General features: G+C 64.7%; 18 protein-coding genes. 4 read left to right on the top strand and 14 right to left on the bottom strand.

Going from position 1 to position 15312, the window contains the following annotated elements:
• Nucleotides 1-115: 115 nt before the first annotated feature.
• From LMTR21_RS02215 to maiA, 3 genes are read right to left on the bottom strand one after another with little or no spacing between them, the layout of a single operon-like run.
• Nucleotides 116-1297, bottom strand: coding sequence for a 3-hydroxybenzoate 6-monooxygenase (locus LMTR21_RS02215; RefSeq protein ID WP_065754624.1), 1182 nt, complete (start codon nt 1295-1297; stop codon nt 116-118).
• Nucleotides 1297-1806 (bottom strand): MarR family winged helix-turn-helix transcriptional regulator, encoded by a 510-nt coding sequence (locus LMTR21_RS02210; RefSeq protein ID WP_065754637.1) that lies wholly within the window; start codon nt 1804-1806, stop codon nt 1297-1299. The genes LMTR21_RS02215 and LMTR21_RS02210 overlap by 1 nt, the downstream gene beginning before the upstream one ends.
• Complete coding sequence (maiA, locus tag LMTR21_RS02205; RefSeq protein ID WP_065754623.1) at nt 1796-2428, bottom strand: maleylacetoacetate isomerase; 633 nt, start codon at nt 2426-2428, stop codon at nt 1796-1798. The genes LMTR21_RS02210 and maiA overlap by 11 nt, the downstream gene beginning before the upstream one ends.
• A 112-nt stretch (nt 2429-2540) precedes the next feature.
• Here maiA and gtdA point away from each other — a divergent pair, with 112 nt between their 5' ends.
• The gene (gtdA, locus tag LMTR21_RS02200) at nt 2541-3581 is read left to right on the top strand and encodes a gentisate 1,2-dioxygenase (protein WP_065754622.1); all 1041 of its coding nucleotides are present in this window, start codon (nt 2541-2543) and stop codon (nt 3579-3581) included.
• Nucleotides 3582-3699: 118 nt separating this feature from the next.
• On the opposite strand, the gene LMTR21_RS02195 is transcribed toward gtdA, so the two are convergent.
• The 9 genes from LMTR21_RS02195 to LMTR21_RS02155 form a co-directional block, all read right to left on the bottom strand.
• Nucleotides 3700-4527, bottom strand: coding sequence for an ABC transporter permease (locus LMTR21_RS02195; protein ID WP_065754621.1), 828 nt, complete (start codon nt 4525-4527; stop codon nt 3700-3702).
• Nucleotides 4520-5293: an ABC transporter ATP-binding protein gene (locus tag LMTR21_RS02190; protein ID WP_065754620.1), complete on the bottom strand. Its 774-nt coding sequence runs from the start codon at nt 5291-5293 to the stop codon at nt 4520-4522. Before LMTR21_RS02190 ends, LMTR21_RS02195 begins: the two co-directional genes overlap by 8 nt.
• Before the next feature lie 109 nt (nt 5294-5402).
• The gene (locus LMTR21_RS02185; RefSeq protein ID WP_065754619.1) at nt 5403-6407 is read right to left on the bottom strand and encodes an ABC transporter substrate-binding protein; all 1005 of its coding nucleotides are present in this window, start codon (nt 6405-6407) and stop codon (nt 5403-5405) included.
• A 21-nt stretch (nt 6408-6428) separates the two neighbouring features.
• On the bottom strand, nt 6429-7793 hold the full coding sequence (locus LMTR21_RS02180; protein WP_065754618.1) for an FAD-dependent oxidoreductase: 1365 nt from the start codon (nt 7791-7793) through the stop codon (nt 6429-6431).
• Between the two features lie 69 nt (nt 7794-7862).
• A complete protein-coding gene (locus LMTR21_RS02175; protein WP_065754617.1) occupies nt 7863-8699 on the bottom strand; it encodes an aspartate dehydrogenase in 837 nt (278 codons plus the stop codon).
• Complete coding sequence (locus tag LMTR21_RS02170; protein ID WP_246175007.1) at nt 8696-8980, bottom strand: type II toxin-antitoxin system RelE/ParE family toxin; 285 nt, start codon at nt 8978-8980, stop codon at nt 8696-8698. Before LMTR21_RS02170 ends, LMTR21_RS02175 begins: the two co-directional genes overlap by 4 nt.
• Nucleotides 8981-8982: 2 nt before the next feature.
• Nucleotides 8983-9219: a hypothetical protein gene (locus LMTR21_RS02165; RefSeq protein ID WP_065754615.1), complete on the bottom strand. Its 237-nt coding sequence runs from the start codon at nt 9217-9219 to the stop codon at nt 8983-8985.
• A 59-nt stretch (nt 9220-9278) separates the two neighbouring features.
• The gene (locus LMTR21_RS02160; RefSeq protein WP_065754614.1) at nt 9279-10082 is read right to left on the bottom strand and encodes an enoyl-CoA hydratase-related protein; all 804 of its coding nucleotides are present in this window, start codon (nt 10080-10082) and stop codon (nt 9279-9281) included.
• 76 nt (nt 10083-10158) lie between these two features.
• Complete coding sequence (locus LMTR21_RS02155) at nt 10159-11256, bottom strand: Spy/CpxP family protein refolding chaperone (protein WP_246175006.1); 1098 nt, start codon at nt 11254-11256, stop codon at nt 10159-10161.
• Nucleotides 11257-11325: 69 nt separating this feature from the next.
• Between LMTR21_RS02155 and LMTR21_RS40645 the strand changes: the two genes are divergently transcribed.
• The 3 genes from LMTR21_RS40645 to LMTR21_RS02145 all read left to right on the top strand — a co-directional run bounded on the left by LMTR21_RS40645 (nt 11326) and on the right by LMTR21_RS02145 (nt 13609).
• Entirely contained in the window at nt 11326-11520 is a 195-nt protein-coding gene (locus tag LMTR21_RS40645; protein ID WP_246175005.1) for a hypothetical protein, read from the top strand.
• Between the two features lie 206 nt (nt 11521-11726).
• Nucleotides 11727-12701: a ketopantoate reductase family protein gene (locus LMTR21_RS02150; protein ID WP_065754612.1), complete on the top strand. Its 975-nt coding sequence runs from the start codon at nt 11727-11729 to the stop codon at nt 12699-12701.
• Nucleotides 12702-12832: 131 nt separating this feature from the next.
• Nucleotides 12833-13609, top strand: coding sequence for an SDR family oxidoreductase (locus tag LMTR21_RS02145; RefSeq protein WP_065754611.1), 777 nt, complete (start codon nt 12833-12835; stop codon nt 13607-13609).
• A 56-nt stretch (nt 13610-13665) separates the two neighbouring features.
• Here LMTR21_RS02145 and LMTR21_RS02140 read toward each other — a convergent pair whose 3' ends face one another.
• Together LMTR21_RS02140 and LMTR21_RS02135 are read right to left on the bottom strand one after the other, a co-directional pair.
• Entirely contained in the window at nt 13666-14424 is a 759-nt protein-coding gene (locus tag LMTR21_RS02140) for an aspartate/glutamate racemase family protein (protein WP_065754610.1), read from the bottom strand.
• A 173-nt stretch (nt 14425-14597) separates the two neighbouring features.
• Nucleotides 14598-15281, bottom strand: coding sequence for an alpha/beta hydrolase family protein (locus tag LMTR21_RS02135; protein WP_065754609.1), 684 nt, complete (start codon nt 15279-15281; stop codon nt 14598-14600).
• Between the last annotated feature and the right edge of the window lie 31 nt (nt 15282-15312).

Raw genomic sequence — 15312 nt, 5'->3', positions numbered from 1 at the left:
TCGCTGCGCTCGCAATGACGATCTGACTCCGCCCCGTGGCCCGGATGAGCGAACCGGGAGCGGTGCCCGTGTGAATCCCGGATATCGCTTCGCTCATCCGGGCTACGATAACGCCCTATCCCGTCAACCCCGTCCCGCCATACAACCACGCCAGATCGCCGTACCACTCTTCCGACGTCTTCGCGCCCATGATCGCATTGCGCAGCCGGGCGTGTCCACCAGCGGGATGATAGATGTGCTCGCCGATGGCGCGGGACATCAGTTGCACCTTTGCGGTGCGCAGGAAACGCTGCACACGATAGGCTTCCAGCGCTGCCGCGTAATCATCATGGTTCGCCAGCATATGCGACAGGCACACCGCGTCCTCCATTGCCTGGCAGGCGCCCTGTGCGAAATATTGCAGCATCGGGTGTGCGGCGTCGCCGAGCAGCGCAACCCGGCCGTCGACCCAGCGCTCGACGGGATCGCGGTCGCACAGCACCCACAGCCGCCAGTTCTTGCCGTGACGGATGATCTCCTGGGCACGCTGATGGATATGTCCAAAGCCCTGCAGAACCTCTTCGTCGGTGACAGGCTTGCCCGCCACCGGCTCCGGTGCGTCGTTATGGTAGGTGACGACGAGGTTGAACACCTTCCAGCCCGATAGCGGGTAATGCACGATGTGGCATTTCGGACCGGCCCACAGCGTCGCCGCGTTCCAGCGCAAATCTTCCGGCATCTGCTCGGTCGGAATCACCGAGCGATACGTTGTATGCCCGGAGACCCGAGGCGCCCCATCCGCCACCACCTGCTTGCGAACGTTCGACCACAGCCCGTCGGCGCCGATCAACAGCCGCCCCGTGACGCGTTCGCCGTTCGAAAGCCGCGCCGTCACAGACGCGCCGTCCTGGTCGTAACCGGCCACCTCGCTGCTGACGCGCAATTCGATCAGCTCATGGTTTTGGCAGGCGCGCAGAAAAACGCCGTGCAGATCGCCGCGATGCACGACGGCGTAAGGGTTACGGAAGCGCGCGCGAAACGCATCACCGAGATCGACATGGGTGATCTCTTCGGCGGTGAGCGCATCCATCAGCCGGAGCTGATCGATATAGACCGCCATGCCACGCGCGGCTTCGCCGACGCCGAGATAGTCGAAGGCGTGGAAGGCGTTGGGTCCGAGCTGAATGCCGGCGCCGATTTCGCCGAGCGTCGATGCCTTTTCCAGCAAGATCGAGCGGATGCCCTTTTGCGCCAACCCGAGCGCTGCGGCGAGCCCGCCGATTCCGCCACCTGCGATGAGAACCGGCCCTGTATCCATCAGTTCGATTTCCCGAGATGTTCGAGCGCGTCTTCGGCGCGCAGCGGCACGCGCGAGGCCTCGTTGTTGAGATCGACGAGCTGCGTCAATAGCGTCAGCAACGCCCTGCGGTCGGCCGGCTTCAGCGGCTGCAGCATCCGCACCTGCGCGCGTTCCACCGACGGCATGATGTCGCGCAGCACGGTCGCGCCCGACTTCGAGAGGTAGAGCAGCTTGACGCGCTTGTCCTCCCGCGACGGCTTGCGCTCGATCAGCGCCTTGCTCTCCAGCCGCTCAATCACGCTGCCGAGCGTCGAGCGGTCGAACGCAATCACCGCCGAGAGTCGCGTGGCGTCGATGCCGGGATGGGTGTGAATCGCGACCAGCGCCGCATATTGCACCGGCGTCAGGTCGAACGCGCTGCATTCCTCGACGAAGATCGAGACCGCGATCTGCTGCATCCGGCGGAACAGATAGCCGGGCGCGGTGTAGACCGCATCCATGGTGATAGGCGGGGGCTTACTCGGCATCGGCTTGCTTGTCCGGCGCGGCATCCGCGAACGCCTTCATTTCCTTGGCCGCGGCCTCGGCCTTGAGCAGCCGCGGATAGGCCGAGACGTCGACACCGAAGCGCCGCGCATTCGCCAACTGGGGCACCAGGCAGAGATCGGCCATCGTAGGCTTGTCGCCAAAGCAGAACGGCCCCTGCTCGCCCTTGATCAGGGCTTCGCAGGCGGCAAGGCCTTCGCGGTTGATCCAGGCCGCCCACTCCGTCACCTTCTCCTCGGCCAGGCCAAGCTGGCGTAGCCGGGCAAGCACCTTCAGATTCTGTACGGGGTGAATGTCACAGGCAATCGCAAGCGCAAAGGCGCGCACCTTGGCGCGGCGCAGCGGATCCCCAGGCAATAGCGGCGGATTGGGATGCGTCTCGTCCAGCCATTCGATGATGGCGAGCGATTGGGTCAGCACGGTCCCGCCGTCGCCTTCCAGCGTCGGCACCAGCCCCTGCGGGTTGAGCACGAGATAGTCAGGCGCGGTCTGTTCGCCCTTGCGGAGATGATGCGGCAGGTGCTCTGCCGTAAGTCCCTTGAAGTTGAGCGCGATCCTGACCCGATACGCCGCGCTGCTGCGGAAATAGCCATGCAGCTTCATCGGAACCTCCCGGTCTATGTCATTACGCCCTGATCAGGCGGTCATTGACGCTACTCATATTGTAAGTATACTGTCAATCGGCAGAACCACAAAAATGACGGGAGGCTTGACCATGGAAGCCGTGCAGAAGACCCCGGAGCGCGAGGCGTTCTACAAGAAGATCGACGGCGAAAATCTTTCCGCGCTCTGGAACGTGCTCGGCGATCTCGTCACGCCGGAGCCGCGCAGCGCCTGCCGGCCTCACTTGTGGAAATTCGATTCCATCCGCGACTACATGAACGAAGCCGGCAAGCTCATCACCGCCAAGGAAGCCGAGCGGCGGGTGCTGGTGCTGGAGAATCCGGGCCTGCGCGGCCAGTCGAAGGTCACGACCTCGCTGTTTGCCGGCGTGCAGATGGTGGTGCCGGGCGATGTGGCCCCGGCTCACCGGCACAGCCAGTCGGCGCTGCGCTTCGTGCTCGAAGGCAAAGGCGCCCATACCACCGTCGACGGCGAACGCACCGCGATGGAGCCCGGCGATTTCATCATCACGCCCTCGATGACCTGGCACGACCATTCCAACGAAACCAAGGAGCCGATGTTCTGGCTCGACGGCCTCGATATCCCGATGGTGCAGTTCTTCGACGCCTCCTTTGCCGAAGGATCGAACGAGGACCAGCAGAAGCTCTCCAAGCCTGCCGGCGACAGTTTTGCGCGCTACGGCCACAATCTGCTGCCGGTCGACGAGAAGCGAAAGTCAAAGACCTCGCCGATCTTCAACTATCCCTACAGCTACACCCGCGAGGCGCTGGAGCAGGCCAAGACGCGCAACGAGTGGGACGCCTGCCACGGGCTGAAGCTGAAATTCTCCAATCCCGAAACCGGCGATTTCGCGATGCCGACTATCGGCACCTTCATTCAGCTGTTGCCGAAGGGCTTCAAGACCGCGCGCTACCGCGCGACCGACGCCACCGTGTTCGCCGCGATCGAAGGCAAGGGTCGTACAAGGATCGGCGACCAGATCTTCGAATGGAGCGCGCGCGACCTGTTCGTGGTGCCGAGCTGGCACTGGGTCACGCACGAGGCCGACACCGATGCGGTGCTGTTCTCGTTCTCCGACCGCCCGGTGCAGCAGAAGCTCGACCTGTTCCGCGAAGACCGCGGGAACGCGTGAGGAATTAGAACTGTAGGGTGGGCAAAGGAGCGAAGCGACGTGCCCACCATTCTTGCGAAGAGAAAAAGTTGGTGGGCACGCTTCGCTTTGCCCACCCTACGAATCCCGCGCTCGGCCCTCACCGCCAGTGCAGCAACCGCGCTTCCAGCACGTTGATCGCCTTCCCCACCGCCAGCCCGAACAGCGACAGGATCACGACCCCGGCGAGCAGCTGATCGGTCTGCATCAGATTGCCGGCCTGCAGCACGAACGCGCCGATGCCGAATTGCGCGCCGATCATTTCCGCGCTCACCACCAGCAGCAGCGCCACCGACGCCGTGATGCGGAAGCCCGCGAGGATCGAGGGCAGCGCGCCCGGCCAGACCACTCTGGCAACGATGGCAGGGAACGGCACGTTAAAACTCTGCGCCATACGGATCAAATTGCGCGGCACCGCGTCGACGCCGCTATAGACCGAGATCGCGGTGGAGAAGAACACGCCGAGCGCAATGGTCGCGATCTTCGGCTCCTCGCCGATCCCGAGCCAGAGGATCAACAGCGGCAGCAGCGCGATCTTCGGAATCGGAAACAACGCCGAGATGAAGGTGATGCCGACGCCACGCGCCAGCGTCGACAGCCCGATCGCAAAGCCTGTGATCACGCCCAGCACCGTGCCGATCAGCCAGCCGGAGCCGATGCGAACGACCGACGCCGAGACATGCTGCCATAGCGCGCCTGACACCGCGAGCTTGTAGATCGCGACCGCAATCGCGGACGGTGGCGGCAGGAATAGCGGATTGACCCAGCCCGCGCTGCCGGCGAGTTGCCAGAGCGCGAGCACCAGCGCCAGCGCGATCCATCCCGAGACGCGCCCGCCGCCGGGCATAAAACCCGCGCCGCGAAAGGCGACCGGCCGCAGTGCGCTCGTGTCGTGTTTTGTATCCTGTGACGGCGCGCGCTCAAGCATGCTGCACCTCGCGCTCCGCATCGATCGCCTCGTCGCGGATCAGCGACCACAACTGGTTCTGCAACGTCAGCAATTGGCCGCGGGCGTCGATGCCGCCGCGCTCGTCGCGCGTCATCGGGATCGTCACGACCTCGCGGACCCGGCCGGGCCGCCGTGACAGCACCACCACGCGGTCGGCGAGCCGCACCGCCTCTTCGAGATTGTGCGTGACATAGACCGCGCCCATCGCGCCGTCGGCAAGCAGGCGGATGAAATCCTCCATCAGCAATTCACGGGTCTGCGAATCCAGCGCAGACAACGGCTCGTCCATCAGCAGGATCGCCGGCCGCACCGCAAGCGCCCGCGCAATGCCGACGCGCTGGCGCATGCCACCGGATAGTTGCTTTGGATAGGCGCCGCGAAAATCCGATAGCCCGGTGCGGCGCAGCGCATCATCAACAACGCCGCGGCGCTCGGTTATGCCTAGGCCGGTATGGACCAGCGGAAACTCGACATTCGCTTCCACCGTGCACCACGGCAGCAGCGCAAAATCCTGGAAGACGAAGGTCAGCGGATTGAGGCTGTCAGCCGGCGGCGCGCCGCGCAGCTCCGCCCTCCCCTCGCTCGGCCGCAGCAGCCCACCGAGAATCGACAGCAGCGTGCTCTTGCCGCAGCCGGAGGGACCAACGATCGCGACCACCTCGCCGGAGGCGACGGTGAACGACACCTTGTCGAGCACATCGAGGGCGCCAAAGCGGTGGCTGATATGGTCGGCGATCAGGTCCATGTGGTTCCTGGTTCGATGCCAGACGCGTCATTGCGAGCGCAGCGAAGCAATCCATACCTCGGCATGGGGATAGATGGATTGCTTCGCTTCGCTCGCAATGACGTTCCCCTCAATCCGCCTTCACATATTCCTTGGCGATGATCGCATCCGCCGCGAACCCCTTGTCGACAAAACCCTGCTCCTGCAGCCACGCGATCTGGTTGTCGACGTTCTTCACATCCAGCTTGCCGTCGGGATCGATATAGGCGCAATTGCCGACCACCTGCTCGACCGGCAGGTTGGTGTACTTGGCGATGATCTCGAGCAGCGGCTTGGTCTTGTCGTTGATCTCGGCCTTTCCGTCCTTCACCGAGGCCAGGATCACGTCGTGATATTCGCGGTCGGCGCGCTTCAGCGCGGTCAGGAGCTTGGTCACCAGCGGCTTGTTGCCCAGCGTTTTGGGCGAGGCGAACACCGCGCCCAACTGCCACGGCGTCTCGTCGCCGACCCAGCCGAGGAATTTGGCGCCGCCGGAATCCACCAGCGCCCGCGCCGTGGAAATCGGCAGCAGCGCGGCATCGACGGTTTCGCCCTTCAGCGCGGCGGCCGCATTCGATAGCGACTGCAATGGCATTATTTTCACGTCCGCAAGCTTGAAGCCGTATTTGTCGGCGAGCAGGCCGAGCGAGTAGTGAAAGGAGGAGCCGACTTGCGTCATCGCGATGCGTTTGCCCGCCAGATCCTTCGGCGTCTTCAACCCGGCCGCATAGGCATTGTTGCTGGCGAAATAGCCGATCAGGGGATAGCCGGCCTTTTCTCGGCTCATGCCGCCGATCACCTTCAGCGTGCCCTTGCCGGCGAGGTTGTAGAGCCCGGCGGTGAAGGCCGTGATGCCGAAATCGACGTCGCCGGACGTGGTCGCGACCGCGATCGGCTGCGCGGCGTCGAAGAACTTTAGTTCGATGTCGAGCCCGGCTTCGCGGAAATAGCCCTTGTCCTGCGCGATGAACACCGGCGCCGACGACGACAGCCGGAGCACGCCGATTTTGGCTTTCAGCGCATCGTCGGCCCGCGCGATCCCGCCTGCCGCCACCGTGAGCAGACCCGCCAGCGCGAGCCGTGCAAATTTTGACATCCGGTTTCCTCCGCAACTCTTTTATAACCCTTCGGGCACGCTCTGGTCCCGCCCGATGAACGCGCCCTGTTGTTTCAACGTTTGTTGCAACTTTTCAACTGCAATGTGGCGCGGAATCGTATTTCCCGACAGCGCCTGCGCCGCCGCCAGACCCGCCGCCTCGCCCATCGCAAAGCAGGCGCCGGAGACCCGCGCCGCCGACTGGCCCTCATGGGTCATCGAGGCGCAGCGGCCGGCCATCAGAAGGTTGTCGATGCCCTCAGGCACCAGCATCCGATACGGCAATTCGTTGAAACCGCGCGATTCCGAGATCGGCGGGAACTTGAAGATCACATCGCCCGCGACATGCGCTTCGATCGGCCAGCCATTGACGCCGATGGAATCCTCAAACGAGGCGCAGCCGAGCACGTCCTCGCCCGACAGCATGTAGCCGCCGATCACGCGCCGCGTTTCGCGGATGCCGAGCTGCGGCGGCAGATCGACGATGTAGGATTTTTCGAAGCCCGGCACCGTGCGCAGGAATTCGAACGCCTGCACCGCCTGCCGCCGCCCCTCGATCTCGCCGCGCGTCATCTGGTCCGGATCGATCCCGCTGACCGCGCTGCCGTCCTCGCGCGCGAGTTGAGTAAAGTTCACCCGCCATTCGATGCCGGAACGCTGCGGCCGCACGATCGCGGATTTGCGCGGAAACCGATGCGTGCCCGCAGCCTCCGCCTTTTCCATCAGCGCCGGAATCGCCCGCCAGGCGTCACCCGCCTTTTCGGGATCGATGCCGTTGAGACGCAGCATCATCGATGGATAGAGCATGCTGCCGGCATTGTCGCCGACCTCGAACGGCGCGCCCGCCCAGGCCGCAAGATCGCCATCGCCGGAGCAATCGATGAAGATGCCGGCGCGCACCGCCTGCCGGCCCGCCTTGGTCTCCACCATCAGCGCATGGATGCGCCTGTCATCATCCATCACGACGCCGGCGCCGAGCGCGTGAAAGAGAATGTCGACCTTGTGCGCGGCCAAGAGGTCATCGGCCGCGATCTTGTAGGCCGCCGTGTCATAGGCCTGCGCAAAGATCTTGCCGAGGATCAGATGCGGCGTATTGAGCCCGTCGAGCCGGTCGATCCGCGCCAGCAGATCAGAGGCAATGCCCTGCACCACCCGGTGCATCGCGCCATGGACATTGGCATGCAGCCCGCAGAAATTGGTCACGCCCGCGGCCGTGCCCATGCCGCCAAGAAAGCCGTAGCGCTCGATCAGCAACGTCCGGCGGCCCGCGCGTGCGGAGGCGACAGCGGCAGCGATACCGGCAGGTCCGCCGCCAAGAATGGCAACTTCATATTCGCCATAGAGCGGGATCTGGCGGGCAGGTTCGGTGATGGTTTTGGCGGTCAAGTGCGACTTTCCGGATCAGGTGGATGGAGGATTACGCGCCATTTCAGCTATCGCAGCAAGTCAGGCGGCTCAGGTTCCGACCTGCAGCGGCGAGGTCAGCTTGCGCAGCGCCGCGATCACCGAGAGCGCGGTGATGCGGCCCGTCCTCGGATTTTCCGACGGCACGTTCTCGATCGACATCGTGAACGAGGCCGAGTCGGCGTCGACCTTGATCTGGTGACAGTTCCGCGTCACCGCCGGATCGGCCCAGATTTCGATCGTGGTCCGATCGGGACCGATGCCGGCGAGCGACAACGCCGCCACCACGTTCACATTGGCCGGAAAGGCCGCGGCCGCATCGCGCGCCGAGCCCTTGAAGACACATAGAGCAGACGTCAGCCCTTCTACGGAAATCCGGTTCTCGGTCAGGTAAGGCGCACCGGCAAGTCCGTTCGGCGGCTTGCGCGTGACCATCTGCACTGAGCTGATCGTGCCTTCGGCAGCCGCCGAAACCGCATCGAAGCCGATCAGTGCGCCGGTCGGCACGATGATCTGGCCGCCATGCGCCCGCGCCAGATCGACGAGATCGGGACGCGGCAGCAGCGCGCTGGCGCTCAGCACCATGACCTGCTTGCCAGCGGTGAGCATTGGCCGGCAGATCTGATCGAGAATCGCGGCCGGCGCGCACTCGACCACGAGGTCGGCATGGTCAGGCAAATCATCGAGCGCGACCAGCGGGTAGGCGACGCCTTCGCGATCGAGCCACGCCTGCGCTTTCGCCTGATCCCTTGTCGCGATGCCGGAGAGCACAAGGCCCGGCATCCCCTGAGCAAGTTTGCGCGCGACAGTCTTGCCGATCTCACCCAGTCCGGCAATGGCAATGCGTTTCGATGGCACGCCGTGACGCTCCTGTGATTGCGACTTCATTCTTGTTCTCGGTCTTGTGCCGCATGAAATACACCGAGGACCAGCACCTCGTCGGGATCGGCCAAACCGATTTCATAGACGATAATATAGGGCAAGCCGCGCACCACCCATTCATGGGTGCCCGGCACACGACCGACATGTCCCATGCGTGGAAATTCCGTCAATCGTTCGGCCGCCAGACGGATGCGTGCGACCACCTGCGTCGCCGCAATGGGATTGCGCTCTCGGATGTAGCTATAAATCGCGGCAATGTGTTCCCGCGCTTCCGCGGTGAAGCGCAACCTTACAGGCCGCATGACTTCCAAAGCGACGCCATCTGCTCGTCGGTTGCGAGCGCGCCCCTGCCCTCGCGAATATCGCGTTGGATACGAGCGACTTCCTGCGCCTGAGCATCGGTCAGGCGATAGCGGCTTTCGTCCTGCCGTTCCATTTCGAGCAAGACTTCCGCCGCGTCCTCCTGGCGCTCCTTGGGCCAGTGCCGAACGCGCTCTATGAGTGCCTCAAGATCTTTCGCTGTCATGGCTCCAATATAGCAAACTATTTCACGTTCGCCACTGCCGTACTGTGCCGCGAAAGATCCTACTTCCTCATAGCACCCCAATTCGCCGCCCGCTTCTCTGCAAACGACGCCAGGCCTTCCGACGCCTCGCTGGTCTGCCGCCGCGCGGAATGCATCTTCACCAGCCGTGCATAGGCCGCGTCGTCGACGCTCATGCCACCGAACGAGCTTTCCATCGCCAGCCGCTTGGTCTCGGCCAGCGCCTCGGGGCCGTTCGCCAGCAATTGCTCGACAAATTTGACCCCGGCCGCTTCGAGTTCGGCCAGCGGCACCACTTCATGCACCAGGCCGATGCGCCGCGCCTCCTCCGCGCCGAACCGTTCGCCGGTCAGTGCGTAGCGGCGGACCTGGCGGACGCCGATGGCATCGCAGAGTTGCGGGATGATGATGGCCGCCGTCAGTCCCCAGCGCACTTCGGTGATCGAGAACATCGCATTGTCGGCGGCGACCACGACGTCACAGGCCGAGATCACCCCGGTGCCGCCGCCGAAACAGCCGCCCTGCACCAGCGCCACCGTCGGGATCGGCAGCGTGTTCAGCCGCTGCACGGCTTCGAACGTCGCGCGCGAAACCGCCTCGTTCTCCTCGACCGATTTCGGCCGGACGCCGTTGATCCATTTCAGGTCGGCGCCGGCCTGGAAATGCTTGCCGTTGCCTTTCAGCACGACGAGGCGAAGGTTCGGCTTCCTGCCGAGTTCGTCCATTGCCGATAGCACGCCGTTGATGAGCCCGGCGTCATAGGCATTGTTCACCTCGGGGCGATTGAGCGTGACGGTGGCGACGCCGCGCGCGTCGAGATTCCACAAGACAGGATTGGCGGTCATTCGGCGGCCCCTTTGTTCGGCGTGTTGTTATGCCGAACCATAGGCCGGGATCGCCGCCGTTGTCACCGCCGCCGAACTAGCGGCGGCCGTACCGCCGCGTCATATCGGCGAACGAGGTCCGCCGCGGGCCGATTGCCTCGAACTGCGCCTTCTGCTCGTCGTTCAGGGTCGCATAGAAGTCGTCGAGCGCGGTGCGCACCTGCTTGACCGCCTGCAGCATGACCTCGAGCCGCTTGCCGGCGGCGGCGAGCCGGGCGGACGGGGTAGCAGCTTCCTCGGGCCGGCACGTTGTGCTCAGCATCTCGCTGGCCTTGGCGCTTGCATTCTGCAGGGCCTTCAGGCCGGTGCGCTGCACGTCGGTCGGCTGCAGCCTTGCATCGATTTCCTCGGTCGGCCATTGCAAGGCCGACGACTGCGCGACGTCGCAGGGCCGCGCCAACGACCTGCTACGGCGCCGCTCGGCCCTTCTTTCCTGCTCCTCGGCGACCGCGTTCAGTCGCGCCTTCTGTTCGTCGTTCAGAAGGCTGTAAAGCTTGTCCAGCGGCGCCTGCACGGTCGCGACGCCTGCGATCATTGCTTCGATGCGCTGCTGCATCGATGCAAGCCGGCCGGACGCCGTCAACGCGATCGACGTCGGGCAAGCCGCCTTGATCTTCTGTGCTGATGTCACCGACGCATTGGCGAGATCGTCGAGCGCTACGCGCTGCACCTCGGTCGGCTCAATGGTCTTCGCGATCAGGTCGATCGGCAGTCCGGCGATTTCGCGGCTGTCCTCGCCGCATAGCAGCGCCAGCCGGTCCGGCCCGGCGTCGGGAGAGCCGCGCGGCGGCAGGTAGCCGGTAAGGCCCTGATAGTCGTAGGGCCCGAACAGGCCGGCATAAATATCGTCATAACCGTAGTACCAGAACGGCGCGCCGACATTCGGTCCCCACAGCGTGTAGTCGTAGATGTCGTAATAGGCGAACGGCCAGAACAGCGGCCCGACCCAGCCGTACCCGCCATTGCCGTGCCGCCACCAGCCGCCGCCCCTGCCGCGGCCGTATTGCCAGCCCGCCAGCGCGGCGCCGGCGGTCACGCTGGCCCGCATGGCGGGACTATGCAGGGCGGCGGTGCGACGATAGCTGCGGGCGAGCGCGCGCGAGTTCAGCGCACGGCCGCCGCCGGCGAAGTTCATGCGATGCGCGGAGAATGAACGGTGTCCTGAGAATGATCGGCTATGCGCCCTGCCGTGAAAATGGCCGCCATGATGACGCCCGCCGAAATGATGGCCGTGACCATGACCGCCACCACGATGGCCGCCGCCATGATGACCACCACCATGACCGCCGCCGCGACCACCGCCGTGGCCGCCGCCATGACCACCTTTCGCGATCGCGAAGTCCGCCACGCACAGCGCCGTTGCAAAGACAACGGCGGCAATTCCCACTACGATCCTTGACATGGCACGTCCCCTCATCGTCGCACGTCCCATTGTCGCTATGCTGCAAGCTTGGCGGCATGTTGATGAACGCTGGCTGAATGCCAAAAGTTCCCGCCCGCCAAGGCTGCACGCGCCGCAAGCCGCTCTGTGCGGCGGGCCGGTTGCGCCCGATCAAGGCTTGTGAAAACTAGCAAGGACATTTTCCCCAGCAGGATTTCCCATCCATGCGGATTTGCATTTTCGGTGCGGGCGCCGTCGGCAGCCATTTTGCGGTGCGGCTCGCGCTGGCAGGACATGACGTTTCCTGCGTGATGCGCGGTCCACATCTGGATGCCGTAAACGCGAACGGCCTGACGCTGCGGGTCGGAGATGGCGACTTCAAGGCGAGGGTGCGCGCATCCAGCGATCCCGCCGCGCTGGGCCGGCAGGACGCCATCATCTGCACGCTGAAGGCGACGGGCCTCTCCAGCCTCGCTAACGCCCTGCAGCCGCTGCTCGGCGACGACACGGCGGTCGTCTTCGCGCAGAACGGTGTTCCCTGGTGGTACGATATCGGGCTCGCGCCAAGACATCCGCCGGTGCCGGATCTGGCTTTCCTCGATCCGGGCGGACGCCTGCGCGCGGCGATCCCGAAAGAGCGCATCGTCGGCGGCGTGGTGTTTTCATCGAATGAGGTCGTGGCGCCGGGCGTGGTCGCAAACCTGTCACCCGAGCGCAACCGGCTCCTGATCGGCGAGTGCGACGACCGCGCCAGCGAACGGGTCGCAAAGCTGCGCATGGCGCTAAATGACGCCGCGATCGACTCGCCCGAAGTCGCGCAGATCAGGGAGACGATCTGGTCAAAGCTCCTGACCAACATGTCGATGTCGGTGCTGTGCCTTCTGACCGGACAGACCGCGCGTGCCGTGCGCGACGACCCGGCGTTGGCCGACATCGTGCCGCGCCTGCTCGACGAGGCCAACAGCATAGCGCAAAGCTGTTTTCCCGAAGTCAGGCGCGTGACCCGCTCCGGCCCCGCGCCGGATCACAAGCCGTCGATCCTGCAGGATTACGAACTTGGCCGCGCCATGGAAATCGACGTATTGGTCCGCGCGCCCGCTGCGTTCGCCCGCGCCGCCGGACTTTCGACACCGATGCTCGACATGATGGGCGCGCTCGCCATCCGCCAGGCGCGCGACAAGGGGCTGTATCAAGGCTAGGCAATGCAGTCCGAGCCGTCATTGCGAGCGAAGCGAAGCAATCCACCTCTCCACATGCCGAGCCATGGATTGCTTCGTCGCTCCGCTCCTCGCAATGACGGCGGTTCAAATGAAGAAGGGGAAACCGCGTCATGCACGTCAAAGGCAAGGTCTGTGTCGTCACGGGAGCTGCGAGCGGCATCGGCGAAGCGGTAGCGCGCGCCTATGCTGAAGCCGGTGCACGCGGCGTCGTGGTCGCCGACCTCAAGACCTCGCGCGAGAAACTCGCCAAGGTCGCCGGCGACATCGACGGACTGCCGATCACGGCCGACGTCGGGCTGGAGGAAGACATCAAGGCGCTGATCGCCGCGGCCGAGGACAAATACGGCCCCGTCGATGTGTTCTTTTCCAACGCCGGCCTGTCGCGCAAGGGTCAGGAGACGGCATCGGATGCCGACTGGGACGTGAGCTGGCGCGTCCACGTCATGAGCCATGTGTTCGCGGCCCGCGCATTGGTGCCCGGCATGCTGGCGCGCGGCTCCGGTTATCTCCTTAACACCGCTTCCGCCGCGGGCCTCTTGGCGTCGCTGAACTCGATGCCTTACGGCGTCACCAAGAACGCCGCGGTGGCGCTCGCCGAACATCTCGCCATTCAATATGGCGACCGCGGTATCCGCGTCTCCGTACTGTGCCCGCAGTCGGTGCAAACAGCCATGACCACGCCCGGCCCCAGCGCGGCGCGGGTCGACGGCGTGCTGCAGCCGCCGGAGGTGGCGCGCATGGTGATCGAGGCGATGGCAGAAGAACGCTTTCTCATCCTGTCGCACCCGCAGGTCGCCGAATACATGCAGCGCAAGGCATCCAACCACGACCGCTGGCTATCAGGCATGCGGCGGCTGCGCGACAAGATCTACGGAGCGCCGGCCTAACAATGTCATTGCGAGGAGCGCAAGCGACGAAGCAATCCATCCGTCCGCTTGCGGCGCTATGGATTGCTTCGCTTCGCTCGCAATGACGGGTCTGATGGCGCGAACTTTTCCAGGAGTCCCGTATAGGCCTTCACGCCCGGTGACGCGTAAGAACCGCGCCGCGATGTCGTGAGTTTCAGGCCGGCCAGCGCCTCGGCCTGCTTCACCGCCGCGGCTACGCCATCGACGACGGGCACGCCGAATTTCCGTGACAGTTTTTGCGGGAGGTCGGCCATGCCCGCACAGCCCAGCACGATCGCTTCCGCACCCTTGTCGAGCGCGCGGGCAATCTCGGCTTCAAGCTTGGCTTCCGCGCCTGAGTCGGGCTTGTCGAGGTCGAGCACTGCGACATCGCAGGCAGTGACCTGCGCTCGCTCCGCAAAACCGTAACGGCGCACCAGTTCTTCCAGCGGCACGATCGAGCGTGGCAGCGTGGTGACGACGGCGATGCGCTTGGCGATCTGGCCGGCCGTCACCAGCGCCGCCTCGCAAATCCCGACCACCGGAAAGCGCGCGGCGGTGCGGGCGGCATCGAGCCCGGTGTCGTCGAAGCAGGCGACAATCGCCGCGTCAGCGTCCGGCGCGTTCATCAGCGCCTGGATCAGGCCGGGCACGGCAAACGCCTCGTCGTAATAGCCCTCGATCGAAACCGGCCCCATCGCCGAGGTGACGGCGATGATTTCGGTGCCGGATGCGGCGACGGCGCGCGCCGCGGCGCCGATCGTTTCGGTCATCGAGGCAGTGGTATTTGGATTGACGATCAGGATTCTTGTCATTGATACATCGTAGTCAGGATGGCGCACGGCGCAACTCTATCCACGTCGTCCCTGCGAACGCAGGGACCCATACGCCGCGGCCGGCGAAAGGGGCACAAGGTTAGACGGCTTTCTTCAACCACATACGTCTGTGGTTATGGGTCGCTGCGTTCGCAGGGACGACATCGGAGAGGCTAGCTCACGATACCATCCACCCACGTCGCAAACGCATCCAGCGCCTCATCCATCACCGCGCGATCGTTGCGTCCCGAACTTTTCAGCACGTGAAAGGAATGGTCCGCGCCATCGAGCAGATGCAGCGTCGCCCGCGATCCCAGGCCTTTGACCACAGGCTTGAGCAGGCTCAATTCCGCCAGCGCATCGCGTGTCCCCTGCAGGAACAGCATCGGAATGTTGACGTCGGCGAGATGCCCGGCCCGCTCGCTGGAAGGTTTTCCGGCCGGATGCAGGGGAAAGCCGAGGAACGCCAGCCCGCGAACGCCGGCCAAAGCTGATTTTGCCTGCGCCTGCGACGTCATCCGCCCGCCGAACGACCGGCCGCCCGCAATCAGCGGCAGCGCGGGAAAGTGCCGACCGGCCTCCGCCACCGCCGCGCGCACCGCAGCGTGCGCGACCGCAGGCGGATCGGGCCGCTTGCTGCCCTTCTCCATATAGGGAAACTGATAGCGCAGCGTCGCAATGCCGCGTTGGCCGAGACCCTCGGCAACCGTTGCCATCGACGCATGGGCCATGCCCGCGCCGGCACCGTGCGCGAACACGTAACAGGCGCGGCATTGCAATGGCTCGATCAGCAGCGCGGAAACCGTCTGATCGGAGCCCACCTCAATCCGGAGCGATTGCGCCTCGTCTGCCGTCATATGCTGTGACCGATATTCAACTGCATGATCG

The sequence above is a fragment of the Bradyrhizobium paxllaeri genome (genome assembly GCF_001693515.2).
Lineage (GTDB): Bacteria > Pseudomonadota > Alphaproteobacteria > Rhizobiales > Xanthobacteraceae > Bradyrhizobium > Bradyrhizobium paxllaeri.
This window is presented reverse-complemented; position numbering and strand designations above follow the sequence as displayed.

What these genes read in the sequence shown, in the direction of transcription:
- LMTR21_RS02135 (WP_065754609.1), bottom strand. Translation starts at nt 15,281, where the DNA reads ATGACGGCAGACGAGGCGCAATCGCTCCGGATTGAGGTGGGCTCCGAT.
- LMTR21_RS02190 (WP_065754620.1), bottom strand. Translation starts at nt 5,293, where the DNA reads ATGGACCTGATCGCCGACCATATCAGCCACCGCTTTGGCGCCCTCGAT.
- LMTR21_RS02195 (WP_065754621.1), bottom strand. Translation starts at nt 4,527, where the DNA reads ATGCTTGAGCGCGCGCCGTCACAGGATACAAAACACGACACGAGCGCA.
- LMTR21_RS02160 (WP_065754614.1), bottom strand. Translation starts at nt 10,082, where the DNA reads ATGACCGCCAATCCTGTCTTGTGGAATCTCGACGCGCGCGGCGTCGCC.
- LMTR21_RS02150 (WP_065754612.1), top strand. Translation starts at nt 11,727, where the DNA reads ATGCGGATTTGCATTTTCGGTGCGGGCGCCGTCGGCAGCCATTTTGCG.
- LMTR21_RS02165 (WP_065754615.1), bottom strand. Translation starts at nt 9,219, where the DNA reads ATGACAGCGAAAGATCTTGAGGCACTCATAGAGCGCGTTCGGCACTGG.
- LMTR21_RS02145 (WP_065754611.1), top strand. Translation starts at nt 12,833, where the DNA reads ATGCACGTCAAAGGCAAGGTCTGTGTCGTCACGGGAGCTGCGAGCGGC.
- LMTR21_RS02175 (WP_065754617.1), bottom strand. Translation starts at nt 8,699, where the DNA reads ATGAAGTCGCAATCACAGGAGCGTCACGGCGTGCCATCGAAACGCATT.
- maiA (WP_065754623.1), bottom strand. Translation starts at nt 2,428, where the DNA reads ATGAAGCTGCATGGCTATTTCCGCAGCAGCGCGGCGTATCGGGTCAGG.
- LMTR21_RS02155 (WP_246175006.1), bottom strand. Translation starts at nt 11,256, where the DNA reads ATGAACTTCGCCGGCGGCGGCCGTGCGCTGAACTCGCGCGCGCTCGCC.
- gtdA (WP_065754622.1), top strand. Translation starts at nt 2,541, where the DNA reads ATGGAAGCCGTGCAGAAGACCCCGGAGCGCGAGGCGTTCTACAAGAAG.
- LMTR21_RS02140 (WP_065754610.1), bottom strand. Translation starts at nt 14,424, where the DNA reads ATGACAAGAATCCTGATCGTCAATCCAAATACCACTGCCTCGATGACC.
- LMTR21_RS02210 (WP_065754637.1), bottom strand. Translation starts at nt 1,806, where the DNA reads ATGCCGAGTAAGCCCCCGCCTATCACCATGGATGCGGTCTACACCGCG.
- LMTR21_RS02215 (WP_065754624.1), bottom strand. Translation starts at nt 1,297, where the DNA reads ATGGATACAGGGCCGGTTCTCATCGCAGGTGGCGGAATCGGCGGGCTC.
- LMTR21_RS40645 (WP_246175005.1), top strand. Translation starts at nt 11,326, where the DNA reads ATGATGACGCCCGCCGAAATGATGGCCGTGACCATGACCGCCACCACG.
- LMTR21_RS02185 (WP_065754619.1), bottom strand. Translation starts at nt 6,407, where the DNA reads ATGTCAAAATTTGCACGGCTCGCGCTGGCGGGTCTGCTCACGGTGGCG.